Origin of the sequence: Streptomyces rishiriensis, assembly GCF_003112535.1 — a bacterium.
In the GTDB taxonomy this organism is placed as follows: domain Bacteria; phylum Actinomycetota; class Actinomycetes; order Streptomycetales; family Streptomycetaceae; genus Streptomyces; species Streptomyces rishiriensis.
Genome location: NZ_BEWA01000016.1, coordinates 291,873 through 305,874, shown reverse-complemented (window position 1 = coordinate 305,874; position 14,002 = coordinate 291,873). Strand labels below are relative to the sequence as shown.

The window sequence follows — 14,002 nt, the reverse complement described above, 5'->3', positions numbered from 1 at the left end:
CAGTGTCCGAGCGATGTCACGGTCACGGGGTTTCGCGGAGGCCCTTGGGCGCGTCGGCGGGGGCATCGGCCGGCTGCGGCGACCGCCGCTCGGGGGCCGACGGCGCCGACGGCAGGGGCGGCAGGCCCGCGGCGAGGTCCGGGAGCAGCACCGGCTCCAGCCGCACCCGCTCCTGACGGGCGAGATACCGTTCCAGCCCCGGCGGCCGGTAGCGCGGGTCGCGGTCGCGGCGCTCCTTGGCGGGCACCGCCAGGAACTCGTTGCCGTCGGGTTCGCCCTCGGCGTTGGCCGCCTCGCCGAGCGGCCGGTGCAGCGGCTTGGCCAGCCGGTACAAACCCGTGCGCGAGGAGTGCAGTTCGCCGAAGCCGTCCGGCCGCACCCGGAACTCGCTGCTGTCCTGGGGCTTCATCACCTCGGGGCCGGCCTCGCCGAGCGCGTCGGGGTCGAACTCCAGCCCGTGCCTGCGGGCCTGATCGACCATCCACAGCAGGGTGATGTCGGACAGGCCCGTCTCCTTGTAGCCGCCGCCGGCGTCGCAGTGCACCCCGGCGAACCAGACCTGCTTCAGTTCCTGGCCCTGTCTGTCGGCGCCCGCCTGCTGGTGCCACAGGGCCGGCCGGAACGCCGAGCGCTGCTCGTCGACGGCCAGCGCGTGGAAGGCGGCCCTGACCCGGCTGCTCAACTCCGTGTTGTGGAAGGCCCATTGGCGGTTGAACCGGTTCACCGCCGGCTGGAGCGAAGGGGCGTCCGGGAGCGGGATGCCGAGCGCGCCGACCGTGTCCCACACCCCGATGAAGCGGATCTCCGTCTCGCGCGCGTAGGAGCGGCGGAACAGCGTGGCCGCGGCACCGTTGGGATGCTCGATCCGGTTGCGGTAGAGGGACCATGCCTCCGGGATCCGGTCGGCGTGCTCCCGGCGCAGGATCCCGCTGTTGCGCAGGAGTCCCGCCAGGCTGCGCGCGGTGAACGCGCCCCGGCTGAAGCCGAACAGGAACAGCTCGTCGTCGGGTTCGTAGGTCTCGACGAGGAACCGGTACGCGTCGAGGATGTTCCGGGACAGGCCCATGCCGAACGCGCCCCCGCGCAGCCGGTCCCGTCGTTCGGTGCCGACGCCGCTGTGGTAGTAGACGCGTTGTTCCTTGCCGACGGCGAACCCCGGGCGCACGGACAGGGCGACCTTGGCCACGTTGGTTCTGCTCGGTTGGTCGGCGAAGTTCCAGGTGCCGTCGCAACAGACGACCAGGCGCTTGGTCATGACCACCTCCTGGCGAGAGCGCGGAGTGGTGTTCAGCACCATTTCCATGCTTGCACCACTCGGCAGACCGCGCCATACGTCGACACGCGACCGTCGACATTCCGACTGGGCTGGTGAGTTGCCTCAGAGGCATGCCTTCGGAAGGTGCGTCGGGACGGCGGGCACGCGACACACGAGCGGGCCCTGACACCGCATCGTGCGAAGTGTCGTGCGAAGTGACTTCCGGTGTACGCGGCGCCCGCGAGATGCCCTTGGGCGCCGCGCGAGGTGGTGCGGGTCACCGGGCGCCCGGTGCCGGGAAGTCCTGGCCGGATACGGTGGGGCGGTGACCGAGAACCTGCCCGCCGACGTGGCCGCCGCGCTGGAGGCCATGCTGGACACGGAGCGTCCCGTTCATGTCGCGCTGCGAAGACAGCTCCCGCATCTCAGCGTCCTGTCGCGCTGCTCCTGCGGTTGCGGCACCGCGTTCTTCGAGGTGCGCATCGCAGAGGTGGAGCCCGCGCCCACCGGCCCCGGCACCGTCGTGGCAGCGGAAGCGCAGATCGTCACCGACGCGGGCGAGCATCCTGGCGAGGTCCTGGTCTTCACCCGGGCCGGCTACCTGTCGTGGCTGGAGGTCTGCTCGTGGAGCGACGACATCGAGGTGTCGCTGACCGCCGCGGGCACCTCGTTGCGGCCCTACTGACTTCCTGACCTACTGACCTCCTGACCTCCTGACCTGAGGCCTACTGATCGGCTGACCTACTGACCGGCTGACCTGCTGCGGACCCCCGGCGCGCGCCGGGGGCCCACAACAGGTCAGCGAGGTCGAGGCCGGTCAGCAGGTCGAGTCGGTCTCGGGTGAGCAGTCCGAGCCGCTACGGCTGGCTGTTGGCCGCCTGTGTCGTGGGCGTGCCGCCCAGGGCGGTCAGCGCAGCCCCGTAAGCGGCCTTCTTGTTGCCGTTGCGGTCGAACAGCAGCGGGTTCTCACTGGAGCGCCAGGAGTCGCTGTCCCGGATGCCCCAGACGGTGATGCCGGTGCAGCGCGAGACGTTCATGCAGGCGCGCACCGTGTTCGTGTACGCGCCGGCCGACGCCTGCGCGATGTCCAGTTCGGTGAGCTGCACGTCCACGCCGAGGGCGGCGAAGTTGGACAGCGTCGTCTGGAAGTTGCCGGGAGGTCCGCCGGCGCCGAAGTGGGACTGGAAGCCGACGCAGTCGATGGGCACGCCGCGCGACTTGAAGTCGCGCACCATGCGGTAGACGCCCTGGGTCTTGGCGGAGTTCCAGTCCTCGATGCTGTAGTCGTTGTAGCAGAGCTTGGCCGCAGGGTCGGCCGAGCGGGCGGTGCGGAAGGCCTCCTCGATGAAGCCGTTGCCGAGCACGTCCTGGAACACCGAGCTGCGGTGCTGGCCGCTGCCGTTGTCGGCGAAGGCCTCGTTGACCACGTCCCAGGCGTAGATCTTGCCCTTGTAGTGGTTGGCCACGGTGGTGATGTGGTTGTTCATGACACTGCGCAGGGTGTTCGCGTCCCTGATGGAGCTGACCCAGCTGGGCAGTTGGGAGTGCCACACCAGCGTGTGACCGCGCACGCGCTGGCCGTGGGACGACGCGTGGCCGACGATCTGGTCGCCGGGACCGAAGTTGAACGAGCCGCGGGAGCGTTCGGTGGTGTCCCACTTCATCTCGTTCTCGGGCGTGATCGCGTTGAACTCGCGGTCCAGGATCCTGGTGTACGTGCCGTCGCCGAGCCGGCCGGCGGCGACCGCGGCCCCGAAGTAGCGTCCGGACTGGGCGGCCTGCGCGCCGAGTGTGGAGGCCCGGACGGCGTCGGTCGAGTCGGGTGCTGCGGCCGCGGCCGCCGGTGTGACCAGGCCGGCCACGGCCAGCAGCGGTAACACCGAGGCTCGGCGCAGGCCGAGCCGTTTCAGCGGGTTCATGGTTCTCCTCATACGGTTGGGTGCGGGTGGACGGTGCCCGAGGAAAGGGCGGGTGGACAGGATGGGGGTGGGTCGGTTCAGGGGACGGACAGCTCGAACCGCGTGGCGCGGACCGCTCCGCCGAGCGACCGGGTGGCGTGGTTGAAGAGGGCGAAGCGGTGGCCCATGAAGAAGCGCCAGTCGTTGCCCATGGAGAAGGCGGGCCCCAGGCGGACGAAGGCGGCGCCGTCGGTGCTGTAGGAGAAGACGGCGGGGCGGGCCGCGCCGGGCCGGATGTCGGCGTTGGCGCGCAGCCGGACGCGGTTGCCGGCCAGGGGTGCGGCGGCGACCTCGACCCCGGTGCCGGTGGTGTTCCAACTGCCGTCCATGGTCAGCCCGTTGACCATCACCACCCGGGTCACCCCGGCGTCGCGCTTGACGCCGATCCAGGCGGACGAGTCGCGCAGCACCGCGAGTCCGGCCCGGTCGCCGTCGCGCATCGCGGAGACGTCGAAGTCGACCGTGGCGGTGGAGGTGGGGCCCTGGATGCGGTGGGTGAGCGTGTTGCGGGCCCAGTAGAGGTCGTCGGTGACGGTCGCGGTGCGCAGGGTCAGTCCGTCGCCCACCGACCACTTCGTGGGGTCCGGGTTGTGGTTCCACTCCCACCTCGGCTTGAGCGTCGTCCCGTCGAAGGTGTCGACGCCGGTCATGGGGGTCACCTGGCGCGGTGGCGCGGGCAGTGCCGGCTGGGGGTACGACGCGCCCCACGCGCCGTTCACCAGTTGGACGACGGGCCAGCCGTCGGAGGTCCAGGAGACCGGCGCCAGGACGGGCATGCGGCCGCCCGGGTAGGCGTCGACGAAGGCCATGTAGTACCAGGCGCCGCTCTGCGTCTGGACCAGTCCGCCCTGGTGCGGGACGCCCCCGCCGGGGATCGGGCCGCGCAGGTCGAGGAGGACCTGGCGCAGGGTGTACGGGCCGAACGGACCGCCCGAGGACTTCAGGACGTACTGGCCGTTCGCGGGGCGGGTCAGGAAGATGTAGTACTGCCCGTTGACCTTGTAGAAGCGGGAGCCTTCGAGGGTGCCGACGCTCGACGGCGTGGTGAACACCTGCTGGGTGCGGACCTGTCCGCGTCCGTCGGGCGAGAGCTGGGCCACGTTGATGGTGGTGTTGCCGTACGCCACGTACAGGGTGTCGTCGGTGTCGACGAGGAGGCCCGCGTCGTAGTACGGCGTGCTGATCGTCGTGAGCCGGCTCCAGGGCCCTTCGGCGGCGGTGGCCGTGTACACGTACGTCCTGGCGAAGTCGATCTGGCCGAGCCAGTAGAAGGTCTTGTTGCTCGGCCGGTAGGCCAGCGACGACGCCCAGACGCCCCGGACGTAGCCACGGGCGCCGTTGAGGTCGTACTTGGCGCCGAAGTCGAGGGTGGGCACCGAGTGTCCGGCGATCTCCCAGTTCACCAGGTCGTACGAGCGCAGAACGGGGGCTCCGGGCGAGTAGTGCATCGTCGACGCGGAGGCGTAGTAGGCGGCGCCGACGCGGATGACGTCGATGTCGGCGAAGTCCTGCCAGATCACGGGGTTGGCGTAGGACGATGCGGCGGCTCGGGCCGAGTCGAGCGGAAGCAGGGCGCCGGCGGCGAGGCCGGTGGCGGTGGCCAGCACCCGGCGGCGACCCAGGGGTTGATCAGGGCATGACATAGCCATGTGTCGGTCTCTCTCCGTCGGGGTGCTGTGTCGGGGCGATCCTCTGGTGTTCGATATCGCGAACGTCCATCGATTTGCCGAGCAATCAGGATGATAGGAGGTCGACAGCTCCCGTCAATATCCCTCGCATGATTCGGCTTCAGCTCCGAAATGTTTCGACGCTGGAGATGCTTCGACGGTCGACGGATGGGGTGCGGATGTCCCGTGTGGCGAACTTCCGGTTGCGCCGGAACGGCTGACCGGCCGTAAGGGGTTGACAGGCGGGGAGGTCCCTCTAGCCTCCGTAGGGCCAGCGATCCGAAATCATCTCGAAATTTCGAACGGTTTCTCTGGTGGCAGATACATGTCATAGATCGAGCCATGCGCCGGACATCCCCTGTCTGGCGCGATCAGGGGAGTCGCATGACGACAAGGCCGAGGTTCCACTTATGGGGCGCCGTGATCGCGGCGCTGCTCGTCCTGACCACAGGAGGGACGGCTCTGGCCGGCGGCCCGGGCGCGAACGCCGCGCGCACGGCCTCCGGCACGCCGGCCGCGCGCGGCGAAACCGTCGCCCCGACCGCCGGATGCGGCAAGGCCCCCACCCTGACCAGCGGCACGTACACGATCCGGAGCAACGGCAAGAACCGCACCTTCATCCTGCGCGTCCCGGACGGCTACGACCGCAACCACGCGTACCGGCTGGTCTTCGGGTTCCACTGGCTGGGCGGCACCGCCACCGACGTGGCGACGGGCCGGACGGTGGAGACGGGGACCTGGGCCTACTACGGCCTCCAGCGCCTGGCCGGCAACAGCGCCGTCTTCGTCGCTCCCCAGGGCCTCGACAACGGCTGGGGCAACGCCGGCGGCGAAGACGTCACCCTCGTCGACGACATCGTCAAACGGGTCGAGTCGGACCTCTGCGTCGACACGACACAGCGGTTCGCCGTGGGCTTCAGCTACGGCGCCGCCATGTCGTACGCGCTCGCCTGCTCCCGGGCGACGGTCTTCCGCGCCGTGGCCGTCCAGAGCGGCGGGCAGCTCAGCGGTTGCAGCGACGGCACACAGCCCATCGCCTACCTCGGCGTGCACGGTGTCAGGGACAGCGTCCTCGGCATCGCCGGCGGACGGGCCCTGCGCGACCGGTTCGTCAGGAACAACGGCTGCGCCGCGCAGAACCCGCCCGAGCCGGCGCAGGGCAGCCTGACGCACCGGATCACCGCCTACTCCGGGTGCTCGGCCGGGCATCCCGTCGTCTGGGCCGCGTTCGACGAAGGGCACATCGCCGCCCCGCAGGACGGGGCCCCCGGCGACAGCGGCTCGCGCACCTGGCTGCCGGCCGAGGTGTGGAAGTTCTTCACACAGTTCCAGACCTCGACCCCGCCGCCGGACGACGCGACCTGCCGGGTCGGCGTCGCCGTCAGCGCATGGAACTCCGGACTCACCGCGAACATCACCGTGACCAACACGGGCGCCACCGCGATCGACGGCTGGTCGCTGGTGTTCACCCTGCCCGGCGGGCAGACCATCACCTCCGGCTGGAACGCCGCCTACGCGCCCGCATCCGGCCGGGTGACGGCCCGCAACCTGTCCCACGACGCGCTCATCGCCCCCGGCGCGTCCGTGACCGTCGGCTACCAGGCCACCCACACCGGCGACACCGCCGCGCCGGACGGGTACACCCTCAACGGCACGACCTGCTCCGTCACCGGGGTCCGGTAAGGGCGGTCACGGGCGTCGGAACCGGGGTGACGGCCCCACGGCGCCGGGCGGCACGCGGCCGCCCGGCGCCGCTCGTCGCCCGCGCCGGTCACCCTGCCGAGCCGGGCCGTGAGCGTCCCGCGGTCCCGCTCGCGGCGCGGGCGGCCAGCGCCTCCAGCAGCAGGTCGACGGCCTCCTCGAAGGAGCTGTCCCCCATGGTGTGCAGCGCCTGGCGGACGGTGGTCAGCGCGGGATGCGAAGCCGCGTCCAGCTGCTGGTAGACCTGGTGCCACGCCCGGCGGTCGGCCTCGCGCTGCTGGGGCGGGAGCGCCTGGAACGCGGCGTCCATGGCGGCATGGCTGAGCACGGTGTCGATGAACGTCAGATACAGGCGCGTCGCCTGGACGGGTTCGAAGCCCGCGGACAGCAGAAGGCTCACGCCGGTCTCCACGGCGCGGATCTCGTTCTGGCGCCGCGTCACCCGGTAGGAGGCGAAGGCCGCGGCGCGCGGGTGCGCCAGGTATCCGGCGCGCACCCGCACCGCCATCTCCCTCAGGTCGGCCACCCAGTCGCCCCCCGGAGCGAAACCCGCCATGGCGTCGCCGATGATGCGGTCGGCGATGGCGAGCACCAGATCGTCGGTGCCGCGGAAGTAGCGGTAGAGGGCGCTCGGGTCGCAGCCCAGGGCGGTGCCGAGCCGGCGCACGCTGAGCGCCTCCGGGCCGTGCTCGCCGATCAGCCGCAGCGCGGTCTCCACGATCAGGTCCTCCGACAGCAGGAGCCCCGAACGGGTGGGCCGGCGGCGTCTGCGCTCCTGCGGGACACGCGTGGTCATTGCGCGGCTCCTGTCATGGCGGGCGGTGTACGGCGCTCCAGCAGTGAAGAGGCCCCCGCCGCCTTATGTCAACAGGATTGACGCAATGCGAAGGCCAGGTGTTCCATCACATCCCGCGCGGCTCTTCCCTCTTCCTCCCCTCTCCGCGAGGAGCCTTCCATGTCATCCACCCCCTTGCGCCGTTCCCTGGGCGTCGTCGACGGCGTCGCGATCGCGGCCTCCAGCACGGCCGCCACCACCAGCATCGCCATCGGCATGGGCACGATCGCCACCATCGTGGGTCTGCAGGCGCCCGCTCTGCTGCTGCTCGCGTTTCTGCCCGTGCTGGGCATCGCCACCGCCTACGCCCGCCTCAACCGCTCGGAACCCAACTGCGGCAACGGCTACACCTGGGTCGGCAAGACCCTCGGGCCCTGGCCCGGCTTCCTGACCGGGTGGGTCACGGTCGTCGGATCGGTCATCTTCTGCGCCTACACCAGCGCGGTCATGGGTTCGGTCGTCCTGATCTTCGCCAACAGAGCCGGCCTGCACACGGTGGCGGGCGTCGCCCTCGATCCGTCGTCCACCGGCGTCACCACGGCCGTCGGACTCGTCCTGCTCCTCGGCCTCACCGCCCTCGCCGTCACCGGGACGCGTGCGACCACCCGATTCCAGTCCGTGCTGCTGGTCTTCGAGTACACCGTGCTGCTCGGCTTCTGCGGCTGGGCCCTGATCACCGGCGAACAGTCCTTCTCCCTCTCCTGGTTCAACCCGTTCGAGATCGCCGACGGCACCGCCTTCGCCCAGGGCCTGGTCCTCGCGGTGTTCTTCTTCTGGGGCTGGGACGCGGCGTTCAGCGTCAACGAGGAGACCAGAAGGCCCGGCGACGCGGCCCGCGGCGGCCTGATCGCCCTGTTCGCCATGCTCGGGCTGTTCCTCTTCGGCTCGGTCGCCTTCCAGCGGGAGATGAGCCTGAGCGAACTCATCAGGAACGGCCCGCAGGCCCTGCCCTACCTCGGTGAGAAGCTGGCCGCCGAACCCTGGGCCACCCTGCCCGTGATCGCCCTGATGTTCTCCGCCGCCGCCTCGGTCCAGTCCACGCTGATCCCGACCGCCCGCGGACTGCTCGCGATGGGCCGGGACCGCACCATGGGCCCGGTGTGGACCCGTGTGCACCGCCGGTACGGCACCCCCGCCGCGGGAACGGTCGTCGTCCTGTCCATCGCCGTCGCGATCGCCCTGCTGGCCGTCGCCATCCCGCGGCTCAGCGACATGCTGCTGGCCGCCGTCAACTCCATCGGCCTGCTCGTCGCCCTCTACTACGGTCTCACCGCGATCGCGTGCGCCGTGCGCTTCTGGCCCGACCGCCGCGAAGGGCCGCGCACGGTCCTGCTCGCCGTGGGCGTCCCCGCGGTGTCCGGCTCGGTGCTGCTGGGCCTCGGCGCCTACCTCGGCTACTCCTACCTGACCAAGAGCGACCACTTCGCCCTCAGCCCCGACAACGGCTGGTTCATGTTCTCGCTGCCCGCCGTCATCGTGCTGGCCGGTCTGGGCATGGCCGCGGTCGCCAAGTACGTCCGCCGCTCCCCGTACTTCGCCACCGGGTGCGGCACCGACGCCGAGGCCATCGCCCTGCCCATGGACCGCACCGCCGTGTGAGCCCGCCCGCCCCCGTCCGGATCCCCCCTCCCAGGAGTTCACCCCCATGCCGCAGTTCCAGACCCCGGGCCCCGCCAACGTCGTCTTCACCGGCGGCTCCGTCCACACCGTCGACCCGGCCCGCAGCCGTGCCACCGCCGTGGCCGTGCACGGCGGGCGGATCACCGCCGTCGGCCACGACGAGGTGCACGCCCTGATCGGGCGGGGCACCGAGGTCGTCGACCTGGCCGGAAAACTGCTGATCCCCGGCTTCCAGGACGCCCATGTGCATCCGCAGGGCGCGGGTCTGGAGCTCGGTCTGTGCCACCTCGCCGACACCGTCGACCCCGCCGAGTACCTGCGGCGGATCAGGGCGTACGCGGACGACCACCCCGACGCCGAATGGATCACCGGCGGCGGCTGGTCCCTGGAGGCGTTCCCCGGCGGCGCCCCCACCGCCGCGGCCCTCGACGCGGTCGTCCCCGACCGGCCCGTCTTCCTGCCCAACCGCGACCACCACGGGGCCTGGGTCAACACCCTCGCGCTGGAACGGGCCGGCATCGACGCCCGCACCGCCGACCCCGTCGACGGCCGCATCGAACGCGACGCCCAGGGCCGTCCGACCGGCATGCTCCAGGAGGGCGCCGTCCACCTCGTGGGCCGGCTGGTGCCCGCCCCCACCCCCGAGGAACAACTGGCCGCCCTGCTGCGCGCCCAGGCCGTGCTGCACTCCCACGGCGTCACCGCCTGGCAGGACGCCATCGTCGGCGTCTACGCGAACATGACCGACCCGGCGCCCGCGTACCGCACGGCCCAGGACCGAGGGCTGCTCACCGCCCGCGTGGTCGGCGCGCTGTGGTGGGACCGCGAACGAGGCGCCGAACAGATCCCCGAACTCACCGCACGGCGCGAGGAGTTGAGCACAAGCTTGTTCCGCGCCGGCACCGTGAAGATCATGCAGGACGGCATCGCCGAGAACCACACCGCCGCCATGCTCGACCCCTATCTCACCGGCTGCGGCTGCCCTTCGGACGGCAGCGGCATCAGCTTCGTCGAACCCGGCGAACTGAAGAAGTACGTCACCGAACTCGACGCGCTCGGCTTCCAGGTCCACTTCCACGCCCTCGGCGACCGCGCGGTACGCGAGGCGCTCGACGCCGTCGAGGCCGCCCGAGCCGCCAACGGCCATCACGACACCCGCCACCACCTGGCGCACCTCCAGGTCGTGCACCCCGACGACGTACGACGCTTCCGGGCCCTCGGCGCCACCGCCAACCTGCAGATGCTGTGGGCCGCCCACGAGCCGCAGATGGACGAACTCACCCTGCCCTTCCTCGGCCCCGAACGCGGCGCCCGGCAGTACCCGTTCGGCGATCTGCTGCGAGCCGGAGCGACGCTCGCCGCGGGCAGCGACTGGCCCGTCAGCAGCCCCGATCCGCTCCAGGCCATCCATGTCGCCGTCAACCGGCGATCCCCGGACGCCCCCGACGGCACCCCCGCCTTCCTGCCCGGACAGCGCCTCGACCTCGGCACGGCCCTCGCCGCGTACACGGCGGGCAGCGCCCATGTGAACCACCTCGACGCCGACACCGGCAGCATCACCGTGGGCAAGACCGCCGACCTGGTCGTTCTCGACCGCGACCCGTTCACGGGACCGGCCGAGGAGATCGCGACCACCCGGGTCCTGGAGACCTTCGTGCAAGGAGCCCGCGTGTACGCGGCCTCCGACGCCTGACGCCTGACGCCTGACGCCTGACGCCTGGAGCCGCCCGACGGCTCCGGCTCGGTCAGCGCACGCCCGCCGCGTCGAGCAGAGCGGTCACCGTCGGCGCCACGAGCCCGGTGAGGCGGTCGGCTCCGATTCCGGCGCGGGCCCCGGCGCCGTCGAAGACCAGGCTGAGCTGCCGGGCCAGCAGGTCGGGATCGTCTGCGCCACCCTGCTCGGCCTCGGAGCGGAAGAACGCGGTCAGCTCCGACTTGACGCCGTGAGCCACGCGGCTCGCGGGATGGTCGCGGTCCTTGAGCTCGACCTGCACGGCCAGGTAGGGGCAGCCCCGGAACTCGGGCGCGTCCGCCTGCGACTCCATCTGCCCGAAGACGTGCAGGATCCGCTCGCGGGGGGAGCGGCCGTCGTCCGCCGCGGGCATGAGGGCGACCACGTAGGCGGAGGCGCGCTCCTCCAGGCTCGCCGCCAGCAGTACGTCCTTGCTCTCGAACAACTGGTACAGGGAGCGCTTGGACACCCCCGCCGCCTTGCACAACGCCTCGACGCCGATGCCGACGCCGTCCCGGTAGGTGAGCGTGGCTGCCGCCTCCAGCAGTCGGGCTCGGGTGCTCGGCTTCGCGTCGGTGGTCATATGGCGAGGTTAACCCCGTGCGGACGAAATGGAAACCGATCGGTTTTCGCCTCCCGCGCGTGCGAGGCGGCTGCACGGCAGCGCGGTCCCCGAGAGTCCGGCCTCCCCTCAGCCGGGGAGCGACCGAGGAGCCGGACGTCCTCGCGCCGGCGAGGGGTGGAATTGTTGGAGGGCCGTACCGGTTGTACGCGCTGTAGCGACAGAGGCCGAGAGGCCGAGGGTGTGCGCGAGAGCGCAGGGTGGACCGGGTCACCGGCACAGGGTGGCCGCGGCCACGGAACGGAAGGAGCCGACATGGCAGCGCAGACGCAGAGGGCCGTGCTCGCGGGGGGATGCTTCTGGGGGATGCAGGACCTGATCCGCCGGCTCCCGGGCGTCACGGAGACCCGGGTCGGATACACCGGGGGCGATGTGCCGAACGCGACGTACCGCAACCACGGCACGCACGCGGAGGCCATCGAGATCCAGTTCGATCCCCGGCAGACCGACTACCGCGCGATCCTGGAGTTCTTCTTCCAGATCCACGACCCGAGCACCAGGAACCGCCAGGGCAACGACATCGGCCTCAGCTACCGCTCCGCGATCTACTACGTGGACGACGAGCAGAAGCGGGTCGCGGAGGACACCATCGCGGACGTGGACGCCTCCGGACTGTGGCCGGGCAAGGTCGTCACCGAGGTCGAGCCGGTCGGCCCCTTCTGGGAGGCCGAGCCCGAGCACCAGGACTACCTGGAGCGCTACCCCGACGGCTACACCTGCCACTTCCCGCGCCCGGGATGGCGGCTGCCGGTCCGCTCGGAGGGCTGAGCCACCTCGCCGCCGGTGCGGGACGGGATCTCCGCGAGCCCGTGACCGGCGGCCCCGGCCGACGGCGGTCGATCCGTCGCCGGACGTCACCCCGGACGTCGACACGATCGTCATCCGCAACGAGCCGTGCCGCGCGATCGATGCAGCCGGGCTTGCCGGGCTTGTCCGGGCGGTGGCGAACCGTGGCGTCCGTCGTGTCTTCGGCTCAGCCCTCGAAGCCCTGGGCCCGCAGGATCTCGTCGATACGGGTGCGGTGGGCCTTCTCCCAGTCGTCGAGGGTTTCGGCGGCCTCCTCGGCCAGCCTGGCCCGGGCCGCGGTCAGGACTTCCTCGGCGCGGGCGGCGGGGACCACGACCACGCCCTCCTCGTCGGCGACGACCACGTCACCGGCGTTGACGGTGACTCCGGCGCACCGTACCGGCGTGTTGAGCGGCTCGACCGCCTTCTTGCTTCCGGGAAGGGGGATCACCCCTCGCGCGAACACGGGGAAGCCGAGGTCCCGGACCTCGGCCAGGTCGCGGATGACCCCGTCGGCGACGAAGGCGGCGACGCCCCGCCGCTGCGCGACGGCGCACACGTTGCCGCCGGCCAGCGCGTAGTCCAGGTCGCCCGACTCCACGACGATGACCGCTCCCGGTTCCGCACGGTGGATGGCCGCGTGCAGCATGAGGTTGTCGCCGGGAGGGCAGCGCACGGTGAACGCCGTCCCGGCCACGCGCGGCGTCGGTGACCACAGCGGGCGAATGCCGACGTCCATGACCTGCTCGCGCCCCACGACGTCGGCGAGAGTGGTGACCGGGATCTCCGCGAACGCGGCGGCGGCCGTTCGAGGGGCGTCCGTCATGTCCTGTCTCCTTCGGTGTCGGGGCCGAGCCGGCGGGGTGGAACGTTCCGCCGTCGACGACGTGACCGGCAGCGACGATGTTGCCAGCCTCGATGGATCGAGGGAAGCGACCATGGCGCCGACGCCGCGCCGTTCGGTGAGGCGTGGCAGGGCCGAGGCCAGGAGGAGGGGAGACGTCACCTGCCGTGCCGCGCAGCGAGGTTGCCGTCCGAGCGACGTCAACGGCCGCTCTGACGGCGACGGTTCGCTACGGACGGTCGTAAGGGCGGGTCATGATCTCCATGTTGTGGCCGGACGGGTCGGCGAAGTACGCGCCGCGGCCGCCGAACAGACGGTTGATCCGCCCCGGTTCGGTGCGACGGGGGTCCGCGTAGTAGGTGACTCCCACCGCTTCCAGGCGCGCGATCATGGAGTCGAACTGCTCGTCGGGCACGAGGAAGGCGTAGTGCTGCGGCTGGATCGGCTCGTCGCGCTTCTCGTAGTAGTCGAGCGTCACGCCGTTGCCCAGGTCGACGGGCAGGAACGGCCCGAACGGGGCGCCGAGTCCAAGGCCCAGGATCACGGCGATGAACTCGGCGGACAGCCGCCGGTCGCGGGCGTACACAGCGGTGTGGTTCAACTGGACGGCGACGGCCGGCCGCTCGGGCTCGTAGAGGTGCTGCGGGGCATGGGACATCAGTGGTGTGGTCTCCGGGTCTTGGGTCCGCTGGGGCGAGGCGCCGCACTCGGGCGCGGGAGCAAGGACACGGAGACGGCGGCGGGCCCCTTGCCCGCCTCGCGCTCACGCCGAGGCCGGGAACCCCACTCGTGCATGGCACATGGCCGACCCGGCAGTCACCCCACTGACCTTAGTGACCGTCACGCGCCGGGGCAACGCCGTTGACTGTGCGCGGGCGGTGCGGCGCATGTTCTGCCGTTCGTCGGCCAGGACGACTTCGGGCCGGGATCCTCGACGCGGGCCGAGGCGACACCCGGTCCGGACCGGAGCCGGGTCCGCCGC

The 14,002-nt window shown here is 71.4% G+C and carries 11 protein-coding genes and 1 pseudogene; 5 read left to right on the top strand and 7 right to left on the bottom strand.

All coding sequences use genetic code 11. The features are described 5' to 3' along the window. Positions 1-22 precede the first annotated feature (22 nt). Positions 23-1,255 carry a T6SS phospholipase effector Tle1-like catalytic domain-containing protein gene (locus Sri02f_RS27810; RefSeq protein WP_109004090.1) on the bottom strand — a complete coding sequence of 411 codons (1,233 nt, stop codon included), beginning with the start codon at positions 1,253-1,255 and terminating at the stop codon, positions 23-25. A 325-nt stretch (positions 1,256-1,580) separates the two neighbouring features. Between Sri02f_RS27810 and Sri02f_RS27805 the strand changes: the two genes are divergently transcribed. Beyond that, positions 1,581-1,940 (top strand): hypothetical protein, encoded by a 360-nt coding sequence (locus Sri02f_RS27805; RefSeq protein WP_109004052.1) that lies wholly within the window; start codon positions 1,581-1,583, stop codon positions 1,938-1,940. Between the two features lie 178 nt (positions 1,941-2,118). On the opposite strand, the pseudogene Sri02f_RS27800 reads toward Sri02f_RS27805, so the two are convergent. Beyond that, a pseudogene (locus tag Sri02f_RS27800) lies at positions 2,119-3,174 on the bottom strand (glycoside hydrolase family 10 protein); the annotation flags it as partial. Between the two features lie 77 nt (positions 3,175-3,251). Next, on the bottom strand, positions 3,252-4,856 hold the full coding sequence (locus Sri02f_RS27795) for a glycoside hydrolase family 43 protein (protein WP_109004050.1): 1,605 nt from the start codon (positions 4,854-4,856) through the stop codon (positions 3,252-3,254). A gap of 444 nt (positions 4,857-5,300) precedes the next feature. On the opposite strand from Sri02f_RS27795, the gene Sri02f_RS27790 reads away from it, so the two are divergent. Next, the gene (locus Sri02f_RS27790; protein WP_245970834.1) at positions 5,301-6,563 is read left to right on the top strand and encodes a CE1 family esterase; all 1,263 of its coding nucleotides are present in this window, start codon (positions 5,301-5,303) and stop codon (positions 6,561-6,563) included. An 88-nt stretch (positions 6,564-6,651) separates the two neighbouring features. On the opposite strand, the gene Sri02f_RS27785 is transcribed toward Sri02f_RS27790, so the two are convergent. Further along, positions 6,652-7,377: a TetR/AcrR family transcriptional regulator gene (locus Sri02f_RS27785; RefSeq protein ID WP_109004048.1), complete on the bottom strand. Its 726-nt coding sequence runs from the start codon at positions 7,375-7,377 to the stop codon at positions 6,652-6,654. A 159-nt stretch (positions 7,378-7,536) separates the two neighbouring features. Here Sri02f_RS27785 and Sri02f_RS27780 point away from each other — a divergent pair, with 159 nt between their 5' ends. Next, positions 7,537-9,015 carry an APC family permease gene (locus Sri02f_RS27780; RefSeq protein WP_109004047.1) on the top strand — a complete coding sequence of 493 codons (1,479 nt, stop codon included), beginning with the start codon at positions 7,537-7,539 and terminating at the stop codon, positions 9,013-9,015. Between the two features lie 46 nt (positions 9,016-9,061). Beyond that, entirely contained in the window at positions 9,062-10,729 is a 1,668-nt protein-coding gene (locus tag Sri02f_RS27775; protein WP_109004046.1) for an amidohydrolase, read from the top strand. A 52-nt stretch (positions 10,730-10,781) separates the two neighbouring features. Here Sri02f_RS27775 and Sri02f_RS27770 read toward each other — a convergent pair whose 3' ends face one another. Next, positions 10,782-11,351 (bottom strand): TetR/AcrR family transcriptional regulator, encoded by a 570-nt coding sequence (locus Sri02f_RS27770; protein ID WP_109004045.1) that lies wholly within the window; start codon positions 11,349-11,351, stop codon positions 10,782-10,784. A 294-nt stretch (positions 11,352-11,645) separates the two neighbouring features. Between Sri02f_RS27770 and msrA the strand changes: the two genes are divergently transcribed. Then, complete coding sequence (gene msrA, locus Sri02f_RS27765) at positions 11,646-12,158, top strand: peptide-methionine (S)-S-oxide reductase MsrA (protein ID WP_109004044.1); 513 nt, start codon at positions 11,646-11,648, stop codon at positions 12,156-12,158. A 205-nt stretch (positions 12,159-12,363) separates the two neighbouring features. Here msrA and Sri02f_RS27760 read toward each other — a convergent pair whose 3' ends face one another. Continuing rightward, positions 12,364-13,002 (bottom strand): RraA family protein, encoded by a 639-nt coding sequence (locus Sri02f_RS27760; RefSeq protein ID WP_109004043.1) that lies wholly within the window; start codon positions 13,000-13,002, stop codon positions 12,364-12,366. A gap of 247 nt (positions 13,003-13,249) precedes the next feature. Continuing rightward, positions 13,250-13,678: a VOC family protein gene (locus Sri02f_RS27755; RefSeq protein WP_109004042.1), complete on the bottom strand. Its 429-nt coding sequence runs from the start codon at positions 13,676-13,678 to the stop codon at positions 13,250-13,252. Between the last annotated feature and the right edge of the window lie 324 nt (positions 13,679-14,002).

What these genes read in the sequence shown, in the direction of transcription:
- Sri02f_RS27810 (WP_109004090.1), bottom strand. Translation starts at nt 1,255, where the DNA reads ATGACCAAGCGCCTGGTCGTCTGTTGCGACGGCACCTGGAACTTCGCC.
- Sri02f_RS27795 (WP_109004050.1), bottom strand. Translation starts at nt 4,856, where the DNA reads ATGTCATGCCCTGATCAACCCCTGGGTCGCCGCCGGGTGCTGGCCACC.
- Sri02f_RS27785 (WP_109004048.1), bottom strand. Translation starts at nt 7,377, where the DNA reads ATGACCACGCGTGTCCCGCAGGAGCGCAGACGCCGCCGGCCCACCCGT.
- Sri02f_RS27780 (WP_109004047.1), top strand. Translation starts at nt 7,537, where the DNA reads ATGTCATCCACCCCCTTGCGCCGTTCCCTGGGCGTCGTCGACGGCGTC.
- Sri02f_RS27775 (WP_109004046.1), top strand. Translation starts at nt 9,062, where the DNA reads ATGCCGCAGTTCCAGACCCCGGGCCCCGCCAACGTCGTCTTCACCGGC.
- Sri02f_RS27770 (WP_109004045.1), bottom strand. Translation starts at nt 11,351, where the DNA reads ATGACCACCGACGCGAAGCCGAGCACCCGAGCCCGACTGCTGGAGGCG.
- msrA (WP_109004044.1), top strand. Translation starts at nt 11,646, where the DNA reads ATGGCAGCGCAGACGCAGAGGGCCGTGCTCGCGGGGGGATGCTTCTGG.
- Sri02f_RS27760 (WP_109004043.1), bottom strand. Translation starts at nt 13,002, where the DNA reads ATGACGGACGCCCCTCGAACGGCCGCCGCCGCGTTCGCGGAGATCCCG.
- Sri02f_RS27755 (WP_109004042.1), bottom strand. Translation starts at nt 13,678, where the DNA reads ATGTCCCATGCCCCGCAGCACCTCTACGAGCCCGAGCGGCCGGCCGTC.